Source organism: Microbispora sp. H11081, from assembly GCF_012999535.1.
Lineage (GTDB): Bacteria > Actinomycetota > Actinomycetes > Streptosporangiales > Streptosporangiaceae > Microbispora.
In genome coordinates this window covers 46,351-67,404 of sequence record NZ_JABBWV010000017.1, presented here as the reverse complement: position 1 = coordinate 67,404, position 21,054 = coordinate 46,351, and the positions used below count along the sequence as shown (strand labels likewise).

General features: G+C 72.5%; 19 protein-coding genes and 1 pseudogene. 8 read left to right on the top strand and 12 right to left on the bottom strand.

The window, feature by feature from the left end; translation table 11 throughout:
- Positions 1-3 precede the first annotated feature (3 nt).
- Positions 4-3,399 (top strand): BTAD domain-containing putative transcriptional regulator, encoded by a 3,396-nt coding sequence (locus HHX31_RS29705; RefSeq protein WP_169952382.1) that lies wholly within the window; start codon positions 4-6, stop codon positions 3,397-3,399.
- Between the two features lie 80 nt (positions 3,400-3,479).
- On the top strand, positions 3,480-4,127 hold the full coding sequence (locus tag HHX31_RS29700; protein WP_169952381.1) for a hemerythrin domain-containing protein: 648 nt from the start codon (positions 3,480-3,482) through the stop codon (positions 4,125-4,127).
- 15 nt (positions 4,128-4,142) lie between these two features.
- On the opposite strand, the gene HHX31_RS29695 is transcribed toward HHX31_RS29700, so the two are convergent.
- From HHX31_RS29695 to HHX31_RS29685, 3 genes are all read right to left on the bottom strand, one after another.
- The gene (locus HHX31_RS29695) at positions 4,143-5,609 is read right to left on the bottom strand and encodes an alpha/beta fold hydrolase (protein WP_169952379.1); all 1,467 of its coding nucleotides are present in this window, start codon (positions 5,607-5,609) and stop codon (positions 4,143-4,145) included.
- A gap of 196 nt (positions 5,610-5,805) precedes the next feature.
- On the bottom strand, positions 5,806-7,623 hold the full coding sequence (locus tag HHX31_RS29690; RefSeq protein WP_311932307.1) for an MFS transporter: 1,818 nt from the start codon (positions 7,621-7,623) through the stop codon (positions 5,806-5,808).
- Between the two features lie 148 nt (positions 7,624-7,771).
- Positions 7,772-8,371: a TetR/AcrR family transcriptional regulator gene (locus tag HHX31_RS29685; protein ID WP_169952377.1), complete on the bottom strand. Its 600-nt coding sequence runs from the start codon at positions 8,369-8,371 to the stop codon at positions 7,772-7,774.
- A 124-nt stretch (positions 8,372-8,495) separates the two neighbouring features.
- Between HHX31_RS29685 and HHX31_RS29680 the strand changes: the two genes are divergently transcribed.
- Positions 8,496-9,542: a serine/threonine-protein kinase gene (locus tag HHX31_RS29680; RefSeq protein WP_169952375.1), complete on the top strand. Its 1,047-nt coding sequence runs from the start codon at positions 8,496-8,498 to the stop codon at positions 9,540-9,542.
- 16 nt (positions 9,543-9,558) lie between these two features.
- Here the strand turns inward: HHX31_RS29680 and HHX31_RS29675 are convergent, their stop codons facing one another.
- Both HHX31_RS29675 and HHX31_RS29670 read right to left on the bottom strand, forming a co-directional pair.
- The gene (locus tag HHX31_RS29675) at positions 9,559-11,007 is read right to left on the bottom strand and encodes a wax ester/triacylglycerol synthase family O-acyltransferase (RefSeq protein WP_169952373.1); all 1,449 of its coding nucleotides are present in this window, start codon (positions 11,005-11,007) and stop codon (positions 9,559-9,561) included.
- Between the two features lie 120 nt (positions 11,008-11,127).
- A complete protein-coding gene (locus HHX31_RS29670; RefSeq protein WP_169952371.1) occupies positions 11,128-12,150 on the bottom strand; it encodes a hypothetical protein in 1,023 nt (340 codons plus the stop codon).
- A 458-nt stretch (positions 12,151-12,608) separates the two neighbouring features.
- On the opposite strand from HHX31_RS29670, the pseudogene HHX31_RS29665 reads away from it, so the two are divergent.
- Positions 12,609-14,432 (top strand): annotated as a pseudogene (locus HHX31_RS29665) (glycoside hydrolase family 3 protein); the annotation flags it as partial.
- A gap of 8 nt (positions 14,433-14,440) precedes the next feature.
- Here HHX31_RS29665 and HHX31_RS36080 read toward each other — a convergent pair.
- Complete coding sequence (locus HHX31_RS36080) at positions 14,441-14,635, bottom strand: hypothetical protein (protein ID WP_396712135.1); 195 nt, start codon at positions 14,633-14,635, stop codon at positions 14,441-14,443.
- Between HHX31_RS36080 and HHX31_RS36075 the strand changes: the two genes are divergently transcribed.
- Positions 14,595-14,906, top strand: a complete 312-nt coding sequence (locus HHX31_RS36075; protein WP_396712133.1) for a cellulose binding domain-containing protein — start codon at positions 14,595-14,597, stop codon at positions 14,904-14,906. The two genes, HHX31_RS36080 and HHX31_RS36075, sit on opposite strands and share 41 nt — an antisense overlap.
- 26 nt (positions 14,907-14,932) lie before the next feature.
- Here the strand turns inward: HHX31_RS36075 and HHX31_RS29660 are convergent, their stop codons facing one another.
- The 4 genes from HHX31_RS29660 to HHX31_RS29645 all read right to left on the bottom strand — a co-directional run bounded on the left by HHX31_RS29660 (position 14,933) and on the right by HHX31_RS29645 (position 16,840).
- Positions 14,933-15,349 (bottom strand): DUF3592 domain-containing protein, encoded by a 417-nt coding sequence (locus tag HHX31_RS29660; RefSeq protein WP_169952369.1) that lies wholly within the window; start codon positions 15,347-15,349, stop codon positions 14,933-14,935.
- 84 nt (positions 15,350-15,433) lie between these two features.
- Positions 15,434-15,850, bottom strand: a complete 417-nt coding sequence (locus HHX31_RS29655) for a PH domain-containing protein (protein WP_169952368.1) — start codon at positions 15,848-15,850, stop codon at positions 15,434-15,436.
- A gap of 59 nt (positions 15,851-15,909) precedes the next feature.
- Positions 15,910-16,308: a DUF5709 domain-containing protein gene (locus HHX31_RS29650; protein WP_169952366.1), complete on the bottom strand. Its 399-nt coding sequence runs from the start codon at positions 16,306-16,308 to the stop codon at positions 15,910-15,912.
- A gap of 37 nt (positions 16,309-16,345) precedes the next feature.
- Positions 16,346-16,840, bottom strand: a complete 495-nt coding sequence (locus tag HHX31_RS29645; RefSeq protein ID WP_211590510.1) for a metallophosphoesterase family protein — start codon at positions 16,838-16,840, stop codon at positions 16,346-16,348.
- A 128-nt stretch (positions 16,841-16,968) separates the two neighbouring features.
- Between HHX31_RS29645 and HHX31_RS29640 the strand changes: the two genes are divergently transcribed.
- Complete coding sequence (locus tag HHX31_RS29640) at positions 16,969-17,109, top strand: hypothetical protein (protein WP_169952364.1); 141 nt, start codon at positions 16,969-16,971, stop codon at positions 17,107-17,109.
- A 63-nt stretch (positions 17,110-17,172) separates the two neighbouring features.
- On the opposite strand, the gene HHX31_RS29635 is transcribed toward HHX31_RS29640, so the two are convergent.
- Entirely contained in the window at positions 17,173-17,571 is a 399-nt protein-coding gene (locus tag HHX31_RS29635) for a hypothetical protein (RefSeq protein WP_169952362.1), read from the bottom strand.
- A 127-nt stretch (positions 17,572-17,698) separates the two neighbouring features.
- Positions 17,699-18,652 (bottom strand): Ppx/GppA phosphatase family protein, encoded by a 954-nt coding sequence (locus HHX31_RS29630; protein WP_169952360.1) that lies wholly within the window; start codon positions 18,650-18,652, stop codon positions 17,699-17,701.
- A 103-nt stretch (positions 18,653-18,755) separates the two neighbouring features.
- On the opposite strand from HHX31_RS29630, the gene HHX31_RS29625 reads away from it, so the two are divergent.
- Positions 18,756-20,504, top strand: a complete 1,749-nt coding sequence (locus HHX31_RS29625) for an ATP-dependent DNA helicase RecQ (RefSeq protein WP_169952358.1) — start codon at positions 18,756-18,758, stop codon at positions 20,502-20,504.
- Positions 20,505-20,625: 121 nt separating this feature from the next.
- Positions 20,626-20,988, top strand: coding sequence for a hypothetical protein (locus tag HHX31_RS29620; RefSeq protein WP_169952356.1), 363 nt, complete (start codon positions 20,626-20,628; stop codon positions 20,986-20,988).
- Positions 20,989-21,054 lie beyond the last annotated feature (66 nt).

Here is a 21,054-nt window from a genome sequence, read left to right as displayed (position 1 = left end):
GGCATGGCGGTCATGTTCCGGGTGCTCGGCCCGGTCGAGGCGTACGTCGACGGCGTTCCCGTCGACCTCGGCGGGCCGCGGCCCCGGCTGCTGGTGGCCCGCCTGCTGATCTCCAGGGGCGCGACCGTGTCGGTGGACGCGATCCTCGACGACCTGTACGACGGCGCGCCGCCGCCGCGCGCCCAGAGCACGCTGCACAGCTACGTCTCCAACCTGCGCCGGGTGCTCGAACCAGGCCGCGCTCCGCGCACGCCCTCGTCCGTGCTCCTCAGCCGCCCTCCGGGGTACGCGCTCGGCCCGCACGAGGTGGACGCCGACGAGTTCGTCCGCCTGGCCCAGGCCGGCGAGCCGGAACGCGCCCTGGCGTTGTGGCGCGGCACGCCGTACGAGGAGTTCGGCGACGTGCCTTGGCTCCGGCCGGAGATCGAGCGGCTCGCCGAGGCGCGTCTGGTGACGCGGGAGCGTCTCCTGGCGGGGCGGGTGGGCGATCCGCACGTGGTGGGCGAGCTGGAAACCCTGGTGGCCGCGCATCCCCTGCGGGAGGGGTTGTGGGAACTGCTCGCCCGCACGCTCTACGCCCTGGGCCGGCAGGCGGACGCCCTGGAGGCGCTGCGCACGGCCAGGAGCCACCTGGCCGAGGAGCTCGGGCTCGACCCCGGCCCGGCGCTGCGCCGTCTGGAGGAGGCGATCCTCGCCCAGGACCCCGCCCTCGACACGGCCCTCGACACGGCCCTCGACGGCCCCGCCCCCGTACGGCAGAGCCTGGCGGCACCGGTCCAGCCGGAGCGGCCGGAGCGGCCAGAGCGGCGCGCCGTCGGCCGCGGGTCGCAGGTCGACCGGCTCGACGAGCTGGCGCGGGACGTGATGCGGGCGGCCCGGGGAGTGGCACAGCGGGGTGGAGCACAGCGCGGGCCGGGGATCGCCGTGATCTCCGGTGAGCCGGGGATCGGCAAGACGTGGCTGGCGGAGGCGTTCGCGGAGCGGCGGGCCGCCGAGGGCTGGCTGGTCGCCTGGGGCAGGTGTCACGAGACTTCCGGCGCGCCCGCGCTGTGGCCGTGGCAGCAGGTCGTGCGGGATCTCGCCGGCCGGGTCCCCCCTTCCCCCGCGCAGGCCGCCGCCCTGCGGGTGCTGCTCGGCGACTCCGCCCAGGGAGACGACCCCGCCCCCGGGGCCGGACGGCCCGCCGAGGCGAGCGAGGCCCGTTTCCGGCTGCACCAGGCGACCGCGTCCTACCTGGAGACGGCCGCGGCCGACCGGCCGCTGCTCGTCGTGATCGACGATCTCCAGTGGGCCGACACGGCGTCGCTGGGCCTGCTCTCCGACCTCGCGTCGCTGCTGCGCGGCGCGGTCGCCGTCGTGATCACCGTACGGTCCGGCGAGGGCCCGGCCGCGGTGCACGACACGCTCGGCCTGCTCGGGCGGCACGACGCTCTGCGCCTGCCGCTGGCCGGGCTCGACCCGGCCGCGATCGCCGAGCTGTCGGGGCTGCGCGACACGGCGAGCGTCGCGGCGCTCGCCGAGCGCACCCGGGGCAATCCGCTGTTCATCCGCGAGACCCTCCGGCTGGCCGAGGACCAGGGCATCGACAGGGCGCTCACCGGGGTGCCCGAGGGCCTGGCCGACGTCCTGCGCCGCCGCCTGCTCGACCTGCCAGCCCGGCACCGCCCCGCCATCGACGCGGCGGCCGTGCTCGGCACCGGCGCGGACCGACGGCTGCTGACCGAGGTCGTCGCGGACTCCTCAGTCGCCTCAAACGCGGACGCGGCCGTGGACGCGGACGCGGCCGTGGACGTGGACGTGGACGCGGCCGTGGACGTGGACGAGGCGCTCGACGCCGCGACCGCCCTCCGCGTTCTCGACGAGGACCTGCGTTTCACCCACGATCTGGTCCGGGAGACGGTCTACGCCGACATCCCGCCACGCCGCCGTGCCGGGCTGCACCTGGCCGCGCTCCGGGCGCTCGAACTGCGGCCGGGGGCCGACCTCGCGGTCCTCGCCAGGCACGCGATGGCCGCCGGCCCCGCCGCCGTGGCGGACGCGGTGCGCTGGGCGTCGGCCACGGCGGGGCAGGCGGCGGGACGGCACGCGCACGAGGACGCCGCGCAGTGGTGGCGCCGGGCGGTCGAGGCGCACGGCACGCTGCCCGGCGCGGACCCCCGCGAACACGTCGAGCTCCTGCTCCAGCTGGTCCGCGCGCAACTCGCCGCCGGTCACGGCTTCTCGGCCAGGCAGACCCGGGCGGAGGCGTTGCTCGCGGCCGACAGGTCGGGCGACCCGCTGCTCGCCGCGCGTGCGCTGACCAGCCTGGACGCTCCCGGGTTGTGGAAGTTCTACACCTACGGCGACATCGAGCTGCACACCGTGCGGCGGATCGAGGAGTCCCTCGCCGCGCTGCCCGAGGGCGACTCCGAGCTGCGCTGCAGGCTGCTCGGCTGCCTGGGGATGGAACGCTACGACGGCTCGGCCGACCCCCGCTGCGACACCGCCACGGCAGAGGCGCTGGCGATGGCCCGCCGCCTGGTCACCTCAGGGGAGGCCGGCCGGGAACTGCTGGCGATCACCCTGAACGCGCGCTATCTGGGCGTGCAGCTCCCCGAGCACATGGCGGAGCTCGACGCGATCGGCGAGGAGCTCACCCGGCTCGGGCTGCCCGGGTTCGAGCTGCTCGGCTACATGATCAGAGAGCGGACCAGGATCGACCTGTTCGACGTGGCGGGCGCCGACCGGGCCGCCGAGCGGGCGGGAGTGCTGGTCGAGCGGCTCGACCTGCCCTGGCCCCGGTTCCAGCACCTCATCTGGACCGGCACCCGGCGCCTCCTCGACGGGGACTTCGACGGCGCCGCCGACGCGTACGCCGCGGCGGCCGAGGCCGGGGAGCGGCTCAACCTGTGGCACACGAGCAGCACGCTCTCTTCCGCGCTGCTCACCCGGCACTTCGCGATGCGCGACTTCGAGGGCGCCGACAAGCTGATGACGCACTACTCCCCCTTCCCCGCCCACCGGCAGGTGATGGGCGTCCTCATCGCCGATTCGCGGGGCGACCGCACGGCGGCCGAGACGGCGCGCGAACAGGGCTGGCACGCGCTGCCGCGCGACTTCGGCGAACTGCCGGGGCTGTGCCTGCTGGGCGAGGCCCAGATCGTCGCGGGCGATCGCGAGGCGTGCGCCCTGACCTATCGAAGGCTCCTGCCGTACGAGGACAGGATCGCCTTCGGGGCGGGGACGTTCTGCGCCGGGCCGGTCGGCTACTACCTGGGGCGGATGGCCCACCTGGGCGGGGCGGCCGGGCCGGAGACGGCGCGGGCGCATCTGGACACGGCCGCGAAGCGCTGCGCGGCGGCCGGGCTGACCTGGTGGGCTGCCCGGATCACCCGCGAACGCGAGGCCGTACGCGGCTGACAGCGGATGGCGACCGGCCGGGGAGCGGGCCGCAAGTGCACGTTGAGTCGCGGTGAAGGGGGCGGGGACATCGTGGGGGCATGACAACACCGACACAGACCCGGCGCCGGCCGGGCGACCCCGCTCCCGACCTCGGCACGTTCCTCGTCTTCCATGCCGGCCTGCGGCGCGAGTTCGGCAGGCTGGCCCAGGTCCTCGACCGCTGCGACCCCCGGGACGCGCGGCGCCGCGCGGTCGTCGACGAACACCTCGCGCTGCTGCTGCGCGCCCTGCACCACCACCACACCGAGGAGGACGAGGCGATCTGGCCGCTGCTGCGCGGCCTCGTCCCCGAGGCCCGGACCGTGCTCGACCGGCTGGAGGCCGACCACCAGGAGATGGACGCCGTCATCGGCAGGCTCTCCGGCGGCGGCCGGCCGCCCCGCGAGGTCGCGGCCGACCTGCGCACGCTCGACCGGCTGCTGAACACCCACCTCGATCTGGAGGAGTTCGAGGTCGTCCCGCTCATCAGGGAGCACGTCAGCGCGGCCTGGTGGGACGAGTCTGGCAAGAAGGTCGCCAAGAGCCACGGCCGCGACCTGCCGATGCTCGCCGCCTGGCTGCTCGACGTGGCCGCCCCCGCCGACCGCGACCACATCTTCGGCTCCGCTCCTGCCGTCATGCGGATCCTCTACCGGCTCTCCTGGCGCCGCGCCTACGAGCGCCGGGTGTCGCAGGTGTACGGGTGACCTGGAGGAGCCTGGTCAGTCGCCGGGACGGCAGACGGCGCCGGGCGGAGGCAGCGTCAGGTCGGTGAGATACCGCGTGGCGTGCCCGATCGCGCACCGGTTGCCGGACAGGTAGAGGACGTGGCCGGGGCCGTCGTACCGCACGGCGGCCGATCCGGGCACGCGCAGGACCAGGCTCTCGGTCATCGCGAAGTCGCCCCAGGTCCCCATGCCGAGCAGCGGCGGCAGGCCGTCGGCCGGGAGGGGACGGGACGGGTTCGCGGCCGGCCACGGCCACCCCGAGCAGGCGAGCTGCTCGAAGGGCGCGCCGCCGAGGTTCGGGGAGATCTCGCGCGCCTCCCTGCGGACCCTGACGTACTCCTCGTACCCGTGGAGGCCACGGTCGTCGTCGCAGGTCATGCCGAGCGCGAAGGGCATCGTCCAGGCGCGGGCGTTGCCCAGCGCCGCGTCGGCGAAGCCCGAGCCGTCGCCGTGCCTGGCCCTGTCCACTGCCTCGGCGAACGCCAGCCATCGGGAGTCGCCGGGGCCCGGGTCGGCGGCGAAGCCGAACCAGCGCAGGTGGGAGCCGGTCAGCGCGCCCCGGCCTGACCGCTCCGAGACGACCGGGATCGGCGACCTGTCCGCCCGTGCGGTGAGATCGCGCCAGACCTTCCCCGCGTCCTCGCCGTGCAGGGCGCAGGCGGCCGTCGCCGCGCACCAGTCGATGAAGCGGCCGAACGTCCGCTCCAGCTCCCGGTGGGCCAGCAGGTACTGGTCCGCCCAGCCTGCGGTGTGGTCGATCACGCCGTCCAGGTACATGGCGCGGACGCGTCCGGGGAACAGCCGGAGGTATGCGGCGGCCGGCACCCCTCCGTAGGAGTTGGCCATGAAGCTGAGCCGCCGTTCTCCGAGGGCCGCGCGGATCGCCTCCATGTCGCGGGCCACCGACACCGAGTCGAGCCTGCCGTACAGCCCGCTGCGGTCCTCGGCCCGGCAGGCCCGGACGGCCGCGGCGATCGCCGCGGCCTGGGCGTCGTACTCGGCCCGGTCGCGGGGCTCGGTCAGGGTCGTCGCCGCCGGCCGCGCGCAGGACTCGGGTAGCTTGGCGGTGAGCCCGGTGTTGCGCGGGTCGTAGGCGACCAGGTCGAAGCGCTCCCGCAGGGCGGCGAGGTCGCCCGCCGCCCGCGTGATGTCCTCGATCCCGCTGGAGCCGGGGCCGCCGGGGACGTGCAGCACGCTGCCGATCCTGCGGGCGGGATCGGTGGCGGGCAGCCGGGCGAGAGACAGGGTCGTCGTCCTGCCGCCCGGGTGCGCCCAGTCGAGCGGCACGTCGATCGTGCCGCACCGCGTCCCCGCGGGAAGCCCGTCCCCCGCGCACGCCGTCCACCTGATCGCCGCCCGGTTCTGCACACTCTGGGCCTGCACACTCTGGGCCGGGACGAGCCCGGCCGCCATCGTCGCCGTCGCGAGCCCGGCGGCCGCGAGTCGGGTTCTGCCACGCATACGTCTGTCCTCCTCGGCGTCGTGTCGCTTCCTCTCACGCTCGCCGAGGCGCGTGCCGGGCGGAATCCGAACGCCCCCCATGTCCGGGGTGGGGCCTACCCCCCGCCGCCGGAGGGGCGCGCCGGAGCGGGAGTCCTTCGGCCGAGGTCGTGGGGGTTGTCGCGGGATCGCCCGGCGGCGTGTACGGGCCGCGCGCCTACGTCTCCCTGACCCGCCGGGCGTCGAACTCCTCGTCCGGGACGACCAGTTCGCTGCCCGCCAGACCGGCCTCGCCCGCGACCGCGGCGAGTTCGGAACCGAGCGACTCGTGGGCGGCGGCGCGGTGCCCGCGGCGAACGCGGTCGGTCAGCAGCGACGACAGGCCGGCCACCAGGCAGACGGCCACGGCGAACCAGAAGGCGATGACCAGGCCCTGGTGGAAGGGGCCCGCGATGAGGTGCGGGAAGAACTCCTTGCCGGTCAGGCGGGCGCCGCCGTCGGGCAGCCGGTCCAGGACACCGCCGAGGAGCTGCCTGAACGGGTTGTATCCGAGGAACGCCGCGAACAGCACGGCGATCGGCGGCAGGTGGGCGATGTCCTCGGCCTGCGCGGCGGGCACGCCCTGGGCCACCAGTTCCACGTTCATGGTGTGCGGCAGCGACTGCGCCAGGCCCGCGATCATCAGGCTGAAGAACACGCCGATGGACAGCACCATGGAGGAGTTCTGGAAGGTCGCGGTCATGCCCGCGCCGACGCCGCGGGACTCCGCGGGCACCGAGTTCATGATCTCCGCCCGGTTGGGCGAGGAGAACAGGCCTGACCCGATGCCGTTGACCAGGATGAGCAGCGCGAAGACGCCGTAGCCGAAGTCCGTCGGCAGGGTCATCAGGGCGTAGAAGCTCGCCGCGGTGACCAGGGCGCCGCCGACGGTGAACCTCCGCGGCCCGAACTTGTCGGAGAGCCAGCCGGAGATCGGCGCGGACAGCAGGAAGCCCACGGTCAGGGGGATCATGTAGATGCCCGCCCACAGGGGCGTCTCCTCGAAGCTGTAACCGTGCAGCGGCAGCCAGATGCCCTGCAGCCAGATGATCAGCATGAACTGGAGGCCGCCGCGTCCGAGGGCGGTGAGCAGGCTGGCGACGTTGCCCGCGAGGAACGCGCGGTTGCGGAACAGCGCGAGCCGGAACAGCGGTTCTTCCACCCTGGTCTCGATCCAGGCGAACAGCGCCAGGAGCAGGACGCCACCGGCGAGCGCGGCGATCACCCAGGGGTTGCCCCAGCCCATCACGCCGGTCCCGTACGGCTGGATGCCGTAGGTGATGCCGACCAGCAGCGTGATGAGGCCGACGGCGAAGGTCGCGTTGCCCCACCAGTCCATGCGCGCCCGCCGCCGCACGCCGTTGTCGCGCAGTTTGAGGTACGCCCAGATCGTGCCGAAGACGCCGAACGGCACGGAGACCAGGAAGATCGCCTTCCAGTCGACGGGAGCCAGGACGCCGCCGATGATCAGGCCGAGGAAGGAGCCCGCGATGGCGGCGATCGAGTTGATGCCGAGCGCGGTGCCCCGCTGCCTGATGGGGAAGGCGTCGGTCAGGATCGCGGTGGAGTTGGCGAACAGCAGCGCGCCGCCGACGCCCTGCACGATCCGCCATCCGATCAGCCACAGCGCCCCCGCGTCGCCGTCCATCCAGGTCAGCGAGAGCATGATCGAGCAGAGGCTGAAGACCGCGAACCCGAGGTTGTACATGCGGACCCGGCCGAACATGTCGCCCAGGCGGCCGAACATCACCACCAGCACGGCGGTGACGACCATGAAGCCCATCATCATCCACAGCAGGTAGCCCGTGTTGCCGGGGTCGAGCGGGTTCAGGTGGATGCCGCGGAAGACGTCAGGAAGGGCGATCAGCACGATGGACTGGTTGATCGTCACCATCAGGACGCCGAGGGTGGTGTTGGACAGCGCGATCCATTTGTACCGCGAGGACGGCGCCGGCTCCGACGACGCCCCCGCCCGGGACTGGTTCGCTACGGCCACGGAGTGGTTCCTCTCCTGCTGGTCCGCATGGCGGACGAAACGTTAGTTAGGCGAACTAAATTACCCGGTCCGGATGGTTGCGACGCATCCGGGCATGCACGTCGACGGCCGCCATGGGCACGCAGAGGGCGTGGCCGGCCGTCCGGCGTCAGGATTCGAGCGCGCCGGCGATCACGCCGGCCACGCTGTCCACGACCGTGTCGCGGTCGAGCCCGGGGTTCTCCAGCCACCAGTCGCCGATCGCCCGCACCATGCCGACGAACGCGTGCCCGAGCACCTGGGCGCGCACCGGATCGGCGACGCCCTCCGCCGCGAGCGCCGCGCCCAGTTCCTCGCCGACGCCGCGCACGATGGCCGCCATCCGCGTGTGGGTGCGGCTGTCCTCGGCGCTCGCCCGGTGGAACAGGAAGTGGTAGAGGTTGGGGTTGGCCGAGATGGTCTCCAGGTAGGCCTCGACGGCGGCACGGGCGCGTGCGCGAGGATCGGCCATGGCCTTGGCGAACTCCGGGCGCAGCAGGTCGATGACGACGCGCGTGTGGCGTTCCGCGAGGGCCTGGTAGAGGCCGCTCTTGTCCCCGAAGTGGCGGTAGAGGATCGGCTTGGTGATTCCCGCCTCGGCCGCGATGGCGGCCATCGACGCGTGCGGGCCCTCCCTGCGAATGACCCGGTCGGCCGCGTCGAGCAACTCCCTGCGCCGCTCCGGACTCCGGCCGCGCTCCCCCGTGCCGCCCGTCGAGAGCCCCGTCATGAGCACAGCATAGGGTCCGTCCCCGGCCTCGCCCCGATCAAGACCGGGACCCAGGGGTGATCGCTCCGGTAATGTGCCGGACGCGGGATTTGTGATCGTGGTTCGCCGGGGCCGGAGGTGCGGGGTGGGCGAGGCGGGCGGGCCGCTGGTGCCGGGCTACGAGGTGCTCGGCGTCCTCGGCCAGGGAGGCTTCGGGGTCGTGTACCGCGCCCGTCAGCTCGCGGTGGGCCGGGAGGTCGCGCTCAAGGTCGACAACCGGGTGCTCGTCTCCGACCGCGACCGGCGCAGGTTCATGCGCGAGGTGACGTCCGCCGGCGCGTTGTCGGGGCACCCGCACGTGGCCGACGTCTACGACGCGGGCGTGCTCCCGGACGGCCGGCCGTACATGGTGCTTGAGCTGTGCCCCAACGGGTCGCTCGCCGACCGGCTGCGCGACGGCGGCCCGCTCGGCCCCCGCGAGGTGCGCGACATCGGCGTCAAGATCGCCGACGCGCTGGCCGCCGCCCACGCCGTGGGCGTCCTGCACCGCGACGTCAAGCCCGCCAACATCCTGGTCAACTCCTACGGCATGGTCGCGCTCTCGGACTTCGGGCTCGCCACGATGCCGGGACAGGGCGGCGCGGAGCGGGGCGAGGTGTCGGTCACGCGCGAGTCGCTCACGCCCGCCTACGCCCCGCCGGAGGCGTTCGACCTCACCGAGCCGACCGCCGCCGGGGACGTGTACGCCCTGTCGGCCACGTTGTACGCCCTGCTGCGGGGCAGGCCGCCGCGCTTCCCTGACAGCGGCGTGGTGAACATCGCGGCCATCATGGCGCTGCACCGGCTGCCGATCCCCGAGATCCCCGGTGTGCCCGCCGCGTTCACGGCCGTGCTGCGGCACGGCATGGCCGCCGATCCGGCCCTGCGGATCCGGACGGCCGCGGAACTGCGGGACGCGCTCGCCGCGCTGCCCGCGTACGGCACCGCCGGCCACGGCGCGCGGAGCGCGGTGCCGCCACCCCCGCCCGGTCGGCTGCCGCCCGGCGGGCCGCCCCAGGGTCCCCGGCGGGAGGCGGCGCCCGCGATCCCGCCGCGCACCGGCATGTCCCGGCAGTCGATCGTCTTCGCCGTGATCGCCGCCGTCTTCGCCCTGCTGCTCACGGCCGGGATCGCGGCGCTTGCCCTGGGATAGGGCGACGAGCGTCGCGTCATGAGGCGAGCGCGGCGTACTCGGCCAGCGAGTCCCACAGGTAGTCGATGAGGTCCCAGACGTCGGGCACCATGTCGCGGTCGCTGACGATCCCGAAACCGAGCCTGCCGTCGTAGGAGAACACCGTGATGTTGATCCCCCCGCTGACGTCCGTGATCACTGACATCGGGTAGAGCGCGGTGACCCTGGCCCCGCACACGTAGAGGGGAGTCTGGGGGCCCGGCACATTGGAGATCATCAGGTTCATCGCGGGCGCCGTACGCGAGGCGAGCCGGAAGGCGGACCTGGCCGCCAGCGCGCTCAGCGCGGCCGGCATCGCCTGGCTGAACTCGAGGAGCCAGGTCGCGGGGGCCGCGGCGAGCCGCTCCTTGATCAGTCGCATCGAGCGGTTCACCGACAGCAGCCGGTCGCGCGGGTCGGCCACGTCCGTCGGCAGGGTGGTCATGGTCAGCATGACCTCGTTGGCGGCCGACCCGTTGGGGGCCTGTCCCCGGGTGGAGACCGGGATGCCGGCGACCAGCGGCTGACGGGGGAGCTCGTCGCGCTTGACCAGCCAGCGCCGCAGCGCCGTGGCGCACATCGCCATGACGACGTCGTTCACGGTGACGCCGAAGGCGTTCTTGACCCGCTTGACCTCGTCCAGCGGGAGCTGGCCGAACGCGAACCGGCGGTGCCGGGAGATCGGCCCGGAGAACGGCGTGCGCGGCACCACCATGCGCGGCAGGTCCGGCAGGCTCTCGGCGGTTCCGCCGATGCTGCGGACGAGCCGCGAGACCAGTCCCGCCCCCGGGATCTGGGCCACGAACGGCACCTCGTCCAGCCGCGGCATCGCCTCGGCCACGAAACGCAGCAGGGCGAACGGGTTGTCCAGCACCCGCGCGAGGCATCGGACGAACATCTCCACCGCGTCGGGACCCTCCTGCGGCTCGTCCCCGTCCTCCGGGGGCGGCTGGTCGGCCGGTTCCGGCTCGAAGTCCATCAGCGCGGCCAGCACCTCAGCGCCCGTGACGCCGTCGACGGCCGCGTGGTGGACCTTCGTGTAGATCGCCACCCGGCCCTCGGCCAGGCCGTGGATCAGGTAGATCTCCCAGAGCGGCCGTCCCCGGTCGAGCCGCGCCCCGTGCAGCCGGGCGATCTGCTCGGCGAGCTTGTGGTCGTCCCCGGGGGGAGGCAGCGCCAGGTCCCGTACGTGGTAGTCGAAGTCGACCTCGCGGTCCTCGGCCCAGTAGGGGTGGTCGAGTCCGAACGGCACCTGGACCAGCCGCCGGCGCAGCGGAGGCGCGAGATGCAGCCGTCGTCTGAGCAGCGCGATCAGGTCGTCGCGGGTCAGCGTGCTGCCTGGCCTGCCCGACGGGTCGAGGATCGTGAGCGCCGCGATGTGCGCGAGGTTGGTCGCCGTCTCGATGTTGAGGAACTGCGCGTCGAAGGCGCTGACTTGCTGTGCCATGCCTACTGACCTGCCCCGAAAGCCGGGGCTCGGACCGCCCCGGCTCCCGGCGCCGCGCCTCGAGGGCGGACGCCGGCGGCCGGGGCGGCCGTTCCTCTCACGGCACCTGCCGAGGGTCCGCTAGTCGCAGTGCCCCGGGCCGATGATTCCGTTGTTGTAGTCGTCGAGCGTGCCGGCCAGGCGGTTGACATTGTTCTTGTCGGCCTTGCTCAGCGAGTTCCAGCTGCTCGGAGCATGAGCGGCGAGGAAGGCGTCCGCTTCGGCGATGACGTCGGCCACCGCGGAGCCGTCCGCGCCGTCCGCGATGCCGAGCTTCGCGGCGAGCAACTGTCCGCGCAGCTTGTTGATGCCGTTGCTGGCGGCGCCGTTGAAGTTGAGAATGGCGACGGCGTCGCTCGTGGTGGTCACCGCGTGGCTGAACTGGCCGTTCTGGGCGCCGAGCCAGACCGGGAGCAGCGGCGCCACGGCCTTGGGGTGGTTCTTCCAGTAGCCGATGGTGAGCGTGCATCCCACGGGCGGCGGAGTGGTGCAGCCCACCGTCACCGTCGCGGTCGCGGAGGGTCCCGCCGTGTTGTCGTCGGTGTGGGTCAGGGTCGCCGTGTTCGTCCGCACGCCGGCGTCGTCGCAGGTGAACGTCCGTGTGTAGGTGGTCGTGGCGCTGCCGGGGAACGTTCCCAGGTTCCCCTGCATGGTGTCGTCGACGGACACCTCACCGTGGACGTCGGTGATTCCCGACGGCCAGCCGAAGCTGGCGGACGTGTTCGGGCCGAAGGGCGTCCCCAGGCGTCCCGAGTGGTTGGTGATCGAGGTGTCGGCCGACACCTTGTACGCCTTGCCGACCTCAGGCGGCGACGGGACCGCTATCTCGTACCCGTAGCAGCGGGACTCGCCCGGCGCCAGGACCGGATGGGCGGAGGTGTCGAGCGGCGTCGAGACCACGACCGTGGAGCTCGGGGGCTTCGTGACGTTGATGACCGAGGTCAGGCCCTCCGTGGCGATCGCGCCGCCGTTGGTGATGCAGACCTGTCCCGCGATGTACGCCGCTTCCGTGCCGTCGTCCCTGGTCAGTCCCACCACGTACGTGACGGCGCCGGTCTGACCTGGCGTCAGGTCCAGACTCGTCGGATCGGCAGTCTTTGTCACGTTCCATTCGTACGTCCTGGTCCAGTGCGGCGTAGCTGACACTGTCTGAGCCAGCGTCGTGCCGGCCTTCGAATCCGCGAGTGCCGGCGCCGCCGGCAGCCCGCCGGCGACGACCAGGGCGACCACAGGCACCCAGCCGAGGCGACGCGTCCGAAATCGCATATCAAATCCCTTGCTGTCCCCCGCCGCCACCACGACCGTGGGGCCGATGATGCCGACGGGTAATCACTTATGCGATGTCCGAGTCTAGGAATTTTGCACATATTTAGCTATAGATGAGGGGTTTTCTACTTAATTGTCAAGATGCCTGTCCGGGGCATGGGGAACCGCCCCCAAGCCGGAAGCGATCGCGTGAAAGTTTCGTCCTCCACGGCTGGTGGCGAGTGTCCGGAAGTCACCCGGATTGACCCGAATTCCCGCCGCTTCCTACGGTCAGCGGGAATGTCGAGGGAGGAACCATGACATCCCGGCTAAGGTCCGTCTGGGTCACCATGCTCGTGGCGCTGCTCACGGCGGCGCTGAGCGCCGTCCTCGTCGCCGATCGCGGGGTCGCGCGGGCGGCGGACGTCCCGTACAAGGACCCCGGCCTTCCGGTGGCGGCACGAGTGGACGACCTGCTGTCCAGGATGTCGCTGGACGACAAGGTCGGGCAGATGACCCAGGCCGACCGGTCGGCCCTGACGACGATCTCCGACGTCGCGGCGTACCGGCTCGGCTCCATCCTGTCCGGCGGCGGTTCGGCGCCCTCGCCGAACACCGCCTCGTCCTGGGCCGACATGTACGACAACTTCCAGCGGCAGGCGCTGTCCACCCCGCTCGGCATCCCGATGATCTACGGGGTCGACGCCGTGCACGGGCACAACAACGTCGCCGGCGCGACGATCTTCCCGCACAACATCGGGCTGGGGGCGGCCCGCGATCCCGACCTGGCGGAGCGGGTCGGGCAGGCGACGGCGGAAGAGGTGTCGGGCACCGGCGTCGACTGGACCTTCGCCCCCTGCCTATGCGTGGCCCGCAACGACCGCTGGGGCCGCACGTACGAGTCGTTCGGCGAGGACCCGGAGCTCGTCACGAGGATGACCACGATCGTGGACGGGTTCCAGAAGGCCGGGAACGCCTCCATCCTCGCCACCGCCAAGCACTACGTGGGCGACGGAGGCACCACGGGAGGCAGGGACCAGGGCAACACCGAGCTGAGCGAGGCCGACCTCCGCGCGACCCACCTCGCGCCCTTCAGGGCCGCCGTGGAACGTGGCGTGGGCTCCGTCATGGTGTCCTACAGCTCCTGGAACGGCGCGAAGCTGCACGGCCACAAGTACCTCCTCACCGACGTGCTGAAGGGCGAGCTGGGCTTCACGGGCTTCGTGGTCAGCGACTGGGCGGGCATCGACCAGCTCGACGGCCAGACCGGGTTCACCGCGAGCGAGATCACCACGGCGGTCAACGCGGGCGTCGACATGGTCATGGTGCCGAACGACTACAGGAGGTTCGTCACGCTGCTCAAGCAGGAGGTGCAGGCAGGGCGCATCCCGATGTCGCGCGTCGACGACGCCAACCGGCGCATCCTGACCCAGAAGTTCCGGCTCGGGCTCTTCGAGAAGCCGCTGACCGACCGCTCCTACACCTCCACCGTGGGCAGCGCGGCGCACCGCGCCGTGGCCCGCGAGGCCGTACGCAAGTCGCTGGTCCTGCTGAAGAACGCCGGCAACGTGCTCCCGCTGGGCAAGAGCGGCGGCAAGATCTTCGTGGCGGGCAAGAGCGCCGACGACATCGGCAACCAGAGCGGCGGCTGGACGATCAGCTGGCAGGGCTCGTCCGGGAACATCACCAGCGGAACCACGATCCTCCAGGGAATCCGCGACGCCGTCGGCTCCGGCGCCCAGGTCACCTACAACAGGGACGGCAGCGGCATCGACTCGTCCTACCGCGCGGCGATCGCCGTCGTCGGCGAGACGCCGTACGCCGAGGGCCAGGGCGACAGGACGGGCTCGATGGGCCTCGACTCCACCGACCTCGCGACGCTGCAGCGGCTCAAGGCGTCCGGCGTGCCGCTGGTGGTGGTGCTGGTCTCCGGCCGGCCGCTGGACATCGCCGCCCAGATCGACCAGTGGAACGCGCTGGTCGCGGCGTGGCTGCCGGGCACCGAGGGCCGCGGCGTGGCCGACGTGCTGTTCGGCGACCACACCCCCACGGCGAAGCTGCCGGTGACCTGGATGCGCAGCGCCGACCAGCAGCCGATCAACGCGGGGGACGGCAAGCAGGCGCTGTTCGAGTACGGCTACGGGCTGACCTACGCGGGTTCCAGCCCGTCGCCGTCGCCCTCGCCGTCACCCTCGCCGTCGCCCTCGCCGTCACCCTCCCCCAGCCCGTCGCCGTCGCCGTCCCCCAGCCCGTCGCCGTCGCCGTCGCCCAGCGCCAGCCCGTCGGCGCCGTCCGGCGGATGCGTGGTGACGTACAAGGTGAACGACTGGGGCGGCGGGTTCACCGCGGACGTGACGATCACCAACAGGTCGTCGAGCCCGGTCAGCGGGTGGCGGCTCCAGTGGGCCTATGCCGGCGACCAGCAGGTCACCGGCTACTGGAACTCGACGATCACTCAGTCGGGCCGGCAGGTCACCGCGTCCAACGCCGCCTGGAACGGGACCATCGGCGGGGGCGGCGGCACGGCCAGCTTCGGCTTCCAGGGGACCTACAGCGGCGCCAACGCCGCCCCCACCGCGTTCACGCTCAACGGGACGGCCTGCGCCACCGGATGACGGCGCCCCGGCGGGGGCGGCGCGGCTCAGAACGTCTGGGCCAGCGCCACCCCCGCCCCCGCGGCGAACAGCACGATGCCGATCGCGAGGAAGACGACACCGAGGAGCGTTCCACTCCCCGCCAGACTGTCGACGCGGATCCGCGTCGGCTTGGCCGGGTCGTACAGCACCGGGACCTCCTCACCCGGCACGGCGGGCGGCGGATTGCTCCCGTGTGTGGTCTCCGCCTCGACCTGCTGGCCGTACGTGGTGGTGAAGCGGATCGTCGGGTAGTACACGGTCCCGTCGCCGGACCGGCTCGCCCGCAGCCGGACGACCATGCCGCGGGTGCGCCGCGCCCGGCGGCGGAACTCCCTCGCGTTCATCGTGACGCCGCCGCCGATGAGGGCGAAGAGGAGTCCGATACCCGAAAGAATCGCAGTGATGAGAGCGGTTGGTGACACGTTGGGACTTTAGGGCTCCCGCTCGCGATCTGGTTGCACCGTTCCCAAACCGCGACAGTCCAGGACCACGACACCCCGTACGGATCAGGGGCGCATCCGCATGAGCGTCTCGGCGACGTCGACGACCGGCTCGCCGAGGTCGAAGCGGCTGAACAGGTGGATCTGCTCGCCGGCGTCGATCTCCAGCAGCTCGGTCGTGAGGCCGTAGCGGCGGTGGGCGTCCACCCGGATGCGGTCCACGTCGTTCCACGAGATGCGTTCCCGCCCGGCGATCCCCGACACGACCAGCCCGTCCTCCCCCGCGGCGAGCCGCACCGGCGCGACCAGGTCGCGGCCGGTCAGCACGCCGATCCCCAGGGCCGCCATCCCGGCGAGGAAGAGTTGCGCGCCGTCGCCCGCGACCGCCAGCACGCCGCACAGCACGGTGCCCGCGGCCTTCAGCGCGACGATCCCGCGCGGCACCCGCCACTCGTGCCGCTGCTGCTCCTCAACTCCCGCCATCGGGGCAGCGTAGCCAATGTGAGGTCCTTTCGCGGCTCCTTCCCGCCGCTCGCGTCGCCCTAGGGCGTCTCGTCCTCCACGCGCATCGCCTGCTCCTCCGCCGTGTAACCGCCGAGATCGGGCCCCACGTCCTCGGCGATCAGGTCCTTCTCCGTGTCCACGCCCATGCCGCCGTCGGGATCGACGAGCCGGCCGGCCCGGCCGGGTTCGCCGCCCGCGTAGGAGTCGGCGTCCAGGTCCGGCTCCTCCCGGGACAGGCGCAGGTCGTGGGGCTCCCCCTCGCGCATCTCGGTGGTCGTGGTGCCGTACTCGTCGACTCCCATGGGCCGGTCGCCGGGCAGCGGCATCTCCTCCGGGTCCTCGGCCCACTGCCGGCCGGGAGTGCCCTCCTGCAGGTCCGGAATACCTTCGTCCTCGAACCGCGAACGCGGGTCGGTCTGTGGCCTGTTCTCTCTCATACCGGCCCCATGCCCCGCCGCGCGGACCTTAGGCGGGTCAGGTGACGGGGACGATCGTGGCCCGCCGCAGCACGCCGTCCTCGACGTCGAGGACGCCCACCGTGCCGTACGGCTGGCGGCGGCGGTCGGTGGGCGAGCCGGGGTTGAACACCCGCACTCCGTCGCCGGTCACGTCCATGGGGATGTGCGAGTGGCCGAAGACGACCACGTCGGCCTCCGGGAAGCGGCACCGCATGCGCGCGGTCCGCCCGGCGGCCTGCCCGCTGTCGTGGATCATCGCCAGCCGGAGCCCGCCGAGGTCGAGTTCGAGCGTCTCAGGGGCGCCCCAGGCCGCGACGTCCGGGCCGTCGTTGTTGCCCAGCACCGCGTGGACCGGGGCGTACTGGGACAGCTCCACCAGCACGTCCGCGGTGCAGACGTCGCCGGCGTGCAGGATCAGGCCTGCCTTCCGCAGGTGCTCGGCGACCGCGGGCGGACAGGACTTCCACCGCCGGGGCGCGTGGGTGTCCGCCAGTACCACGATCTTCACCATTCCATCTTCTCCCCATAGAAGAGGTGCCAAATCACAGATTCGGGGAATAGAGATCAGCGTCCCGATTGACCCTCACGCCCTGCACCCCTACACCGGTCTCCCCCGGCCGGTCCCGCTCGGGAGGAACGATGAGCAGGCAGATCGCCGACGGCTTCCAGGCCCCCACCCTGTTGGAGCTCGAGGCACGCGTACGCGGGCTGGAAACCCAGGTCGCCCACCTCACCGAGCTGGTCAAGACGTTGTCCGGGCAGAATCGGGAGAACCGCTGACGGCGCCCCCGCCAGGAAGACCTGGCCGGAGACGCCGTCGTGGGCCTCGGCTCCCCGCGACGGCTACGCGCGCCGTACGGAGGCGGCGACGGCCGGGATCTGCCGGCTCCCGCCCAGGCCCGCCGCGTGCCCGTTGCCGGACCCGCTGCCTGACCCGTTCGCGGACCCCTTGACGGATCCGTTCGCCGATCCGTTCGCCGATCCGTTCTGGGACGGCTGACCGGACCGGTTCGCGGGCGCGTCGGCTTCCAGGGGCTTCCGGGCCTCACCGGCCCGGGAGTCCCGCGCGGGCTCTTCCGCGCCCGCCGGGACGGGTGCGGCCCGTCCCTGGGACTCGCGCCCGGTGCCCACCGCCATCGCGCCCAGCCAGACGAGGGTCACGACCGCGATCGCCACCACCGCTCCGAGCACCAGTACCGCCACCGCCGCCAGGGAGACCACGGCTCCCAGCAGCTCCACCATTGAGACTCCTCCAGAGGTCGACCCCGATTACGGCACTCCGGTGACCGGTGGACAAACCACCCGTCATATGAGGGAACGGAAATTGCCGGGTATTGGTGCCTTGCCCCGTTTGGACGATCCTCATACCTTACTGATCGGCCAGCGCCGACCGACCCATGGGCAGGCCGTCGAGCCTGCGCAGGATCACGCCCTCCCGCAGCGCCCACGGGCAGATCTCCAGCACCGGCAGTCCGAACAGGTCCATCGCGGCGTCCGCGACGACCGCGCCGGCGAGAAGCTGCGCGGCCCGGCCCTCGGACACGCCGGGAAGCTCCGCCCTGCGGGCCGCCGGCATCGTCGCCAGCCTGGCCGTCCACTCGACCAGGTCATCGTGCGTCAGCGTCCGCTTGACGTACGGGCCGTCGCTCGACGAGGCCGCCCCCGCGATGCGCGCGAGCTGGCGGAAGGTCTTGGACGTGGCGACGGCGTGGTCGGGCCTGCCGTACCTCGCGACCGCCCCGGCGGCCCGCCCGATCTCGGTGCGCACGTACCGGCGCAGCGCGCGGATCTCCTCCAAGCCCGGCGGGTCCGCGGTGAACCAGTCGCGGGTGAGCCGGCCCGCCCCGAGCGGTAGCGAGACCGCGACGTCGGGCTCCTCGTCGATGCCGGAGGCGATCTCCAGCGAACCGCCCCCGATGTCGGTCACCAGCAGCCGTCCCGACGACCAGCCGAACCAGCGGCGTACCGCGAGGAACGTCAGCCTGGCCTCGTCGTCCCCCGACAGCACCTGGATGTCCACCCGCGTGTCGGCCTTGATCCTGGCCAGCACCTCCTCGCCGTTGACCGCGTCGCGCACCGCCGAGGTGGCGAAGGCGACCAGGTCCTCCACACCCTTGTCCTCGGCGATGCGGGCCGCCTCGCGTACGAAGGCCCCGAGCCGCGCCGCGCCCTCCTCGCTGAGCCTGTCGCCGTCGACGAGGTGCTCGGCCAGCCGCAGCTCCTCCTTGTGGGAGAACGCGGGCAGGGGACGCGCGCCCTGATGCGCGTCCATCACCAGGAGGTGCACCGTGTTGGAACCGACGTCCAGGACTCCGAGTCGCATGCTCCAGACGGTACCGCCCGCCCGGGGAAGATCCACAGTCTCCCGGCTTCGACCCTGTTCCCGGGGGTAGTTGCAGGCCGATCGGGCGAGGGAGTGCGATGGCATGAGCGTCAGGCAGAGGTACGGAGGCCTGTCCGGCGGACGGTCCGGTGACAGGCGCGGCGGCGCCGGGGGCGGCTGGTCGCGGGACTGGTCGGGAAGCTGGGCCGGCGGCTGGGGCGGGGGGCGCTTCGGGCGGCGCTTCGGGCGCAGGGGCAGGCGGCTGCGGGCCACGGCCAGGGACGCCTTCGGCTGGCAGCAACTGCGTCCCGGGCAGCAGGAGGCGATGGAGCTCCTGCTCGCGGGCCGGGACGTGCTGCTGGTGATGCCGACCGGCGGCGGCAAGTCGGCCGTCTACCAGGTGCCGGGGTTGCTCCTGGAAGGCCCGACCGTCGTCGTGTCGCCGCTCATCGCCCTGCAGCGCGACCAGGTCATGGGCCTGCTCAAGGCGGGGGCCGCGGGCGCCGTCGCGGTCAACTCGGCCGGCTCGGTCGATGCGGGCCTCGACCAGGTCACGGCGGGTGATGCCGAGTACGTGTTCCTCTCGCCGGAGCAGCTCGCCAAGCCCGAGGTGGTCGAGCGGCTGGCCGAGGCGCGTCCCTCGCTGATCGCCGTGGACGAGGCGCACTGCGTGTCCGCCTGGGGCCACGACTTCCGGCCGGAGTACCTGCGGCTCGGCAAGGTCATCGAACGCCTCGGCCGTCCCCCGGTGATCGCGATGACGGCCACGGCCGCGCCGACCGTACGCGAGGAGATCATCGAGTCGCTCGGCATGACCGGGGCGCAGCAGATCGTGCGGGGGTTCGACCGGCCCAACCTCCGCCTCGACGTCCGCCGGTTCACCGACGACGACGACAAGCGCAAGGCCCTGGCCGACCACGCCGCCGGGCTGGACGGCGTCGGGCTCGTCTACGTGGCGACGCGGCGGCAGGCCGAGGAGTACGCGGAACTGCTTCGGGAGAAGGGCCGCCGGGCCGAGGCGTACCACGCGGGGATGAAGGCTAAGGACCGCCGCCGCATCCACGAGCGGTTCCAGGACGACGACCTCGACACCGTCGTGGCGACCTCGGCGTTCGGGATGGGCATCGACAAGCACGACGTGCGCTACGTGCTGCACGCCGCGCCCCCCGAGTCGCTCGACGCGTACTACCAGGAGATCGGCCGGGCGGGCCGCGACGGCAACCCCGCCGACGCGGTGCTGTTCTACCGGCCGGAGGACCTGGGGCTGCGCAAGTTCTTCTCCGGGGGCAGGGCGGACGAGAACCTGATGCGGCGCATCGCGACGCTGGTGCACGAACACGGCGGCGACGTGGCCGCGGGCGACCTGCGCGAGCTTCTCGACATCGGGGCGGCCAGGCTGTCCTCGCACGTCAACCTGCTCGAACGCGCGGGCGCGCTCGACGTCTCCCACGGCGGCGCCGTGCGTTACGCGCCGGACGGCCCGCCGCCTGACGAGGCCGCCGCCCACGCGGCGCGGATCGACGAGATCCGGCACCGGATGGAGGACTCCCGGCTCGAGATGATGCGCGGCTACGCCGAGACGACCGGCTGCCGTCGCCGCTTCCTGCTGGAGTACTTCGGCGAGCCGTACGAACGGGCCTGCGGCGACTGCGACACCTGCCGCTCGGGGACCGTGACCGCGCCGGAGACCGGCGAAGGGCCGTTCCCCCTGCACGCCGACGTACGGCACGCCGAGTGGGGACACGGGATCGTGATGAGCCGCGAGCAGGACCGGATCACGGTGCTGTTCGACTCCGTGGGCTACAAGACGCTGGCCCTCGGCGTGGTGGACGAGCTGCTCGAAGTGGTCTGACCGGCCTGGGGCGTGTTCCTCCGGCTGGGCAATCATTACCGATCGTGTCCATGCCACCACTTGCGGTGATTTCACCGCGTGCTGAGACTCGTAAGGGGTCTTGAGTTCGGGGGTGGTACCGGTGCGTGAGGGGATCAGCACCAGGGAGACGTGGCCGTTCGAGTGCCTGCACTGCGCGCGGGTCTGGGAGGAGGAGTACGTCGTCCACCGCGGGCGCCACGAGGACGGCGACGACGTCGTCGTGTGGACCAGGGACGGCGCGGCCGTCCAGCCGCCGTGGTCGGGGATGACCTGCCCGGGGTGCGGCTGCGGCACCGTGACCACGTTCTCGACCGGCTGCCTGGCGAACCGCCGGGAGATCACGCCGGGCCTTCCCGCGCTGCGGCATCCCGCCGGGGAGGAGACCGCCCGAGGCGGCTGGTGGTTCGCGTCGCACGGCCTGCTCGGCATCGTGTTCCTGCTGCCGTCCGGTTTCGGCCTCTAGGAGGCGGCATCTCCGATTTATCCGGGAGCGGGCGGACGTCGTCCACAGGCGGCCGGGTATCCACAG

What these genes read in the sequence shown, in the direction of transcription:
- HHX31_RS29625 (WP_169952358.1), top strand. Translation starts at nt 18,756, where the DNA reads ATGAGCGTCAGGCAGAGGTACGGAGGCCTGTCCGGCGGACGGTCCGGT.
- HHX31_RS29655 (WP_169952368.1), bottom strand. Translation starts at nt 15,850, where the DNA reads ATGGCGGGAGTTGAGGAGCAGCAGCGGCACGAGTGGCGGGTGCCGCGC.
- HHX31_RS29685 (WP_169952377.1), bottom strand. Translation starts at nt 8,371, where the DNA reads ATGACGGGGCTCTCGACGGGCGGCACGGGGGAGCGCGGCCGGAGTCCG.
- HHX31_RS29645 (WP_211590510.1), bottom strand. Translation starts at nt 16,840, where the DNA reads ATGGTGAAGATCGTGGTACTGGCGGACACCCACGCGCCCCGGCGGTGG.
- HHX31_RS29675 (WP_169952373.1), bottom strand. Translation starts at nt 11,007, where the DNA reads ATGGCACAGCAAGTCAGCGCCTTCGACGCGCAGTTCCTCAACATCGAG.
- HHX31_RS29700 (WP_169952381.1), top strand. Translation starts at nt 3,480, where the DNA reads ATGACAACACCGACACAGACCCGGCGCCGGCCGGGCGACCCCGCTCCC.
- HHX31_RS29640 (WP_169952364.1), top strand. Translation starts at nt 16,969, where the DNA reads ATGAGCAGGCAGATCGCCGACGGCTTCCAGGCCCCCACCCTGTTGGAG.
- HHX31_RS29705 (WP_169952382.1), top strand. Translation starts at nt 4, where the DNA reads ATGGCGGTCATGTTCCGGGTGCTCGGCCCGGTCGAGGCGTACGTCGAC.
- HHX31_RS29630 (WP_169952360.1), bottom strand. Translation starts at nt 18,652, where the DNA reads ATGCGACTCGGAGTCCTGGACGTCGGTTCCAACACGGTGCACCTCCTG.
- HHX31_RS29635 (WP_169952362.1), bottom strand. Translation starts at nt 17,571, where the DNA reads ATGGTGGAGCTGCTGGGAGCCGTGGTCTCCCTGGCGGCGGTGGCGGTA.
- HHX31_RS29695 (WP_169952379.1), bottom strand. Translation starts at nt 5,609, where the DNA reads ATGCGTGGCAGAACCCGACTCGCGGCCGCCGGGCTCGCGACGGCGACG.
- HHX31_RS29650 (WP_169952366.1), bottom strand. Translation starts at nt 16,308, where the DNA reads ATGAGAGAGAACAGGCCACAGACCGACCCGCGTTCGCGGTTCGAGGAC.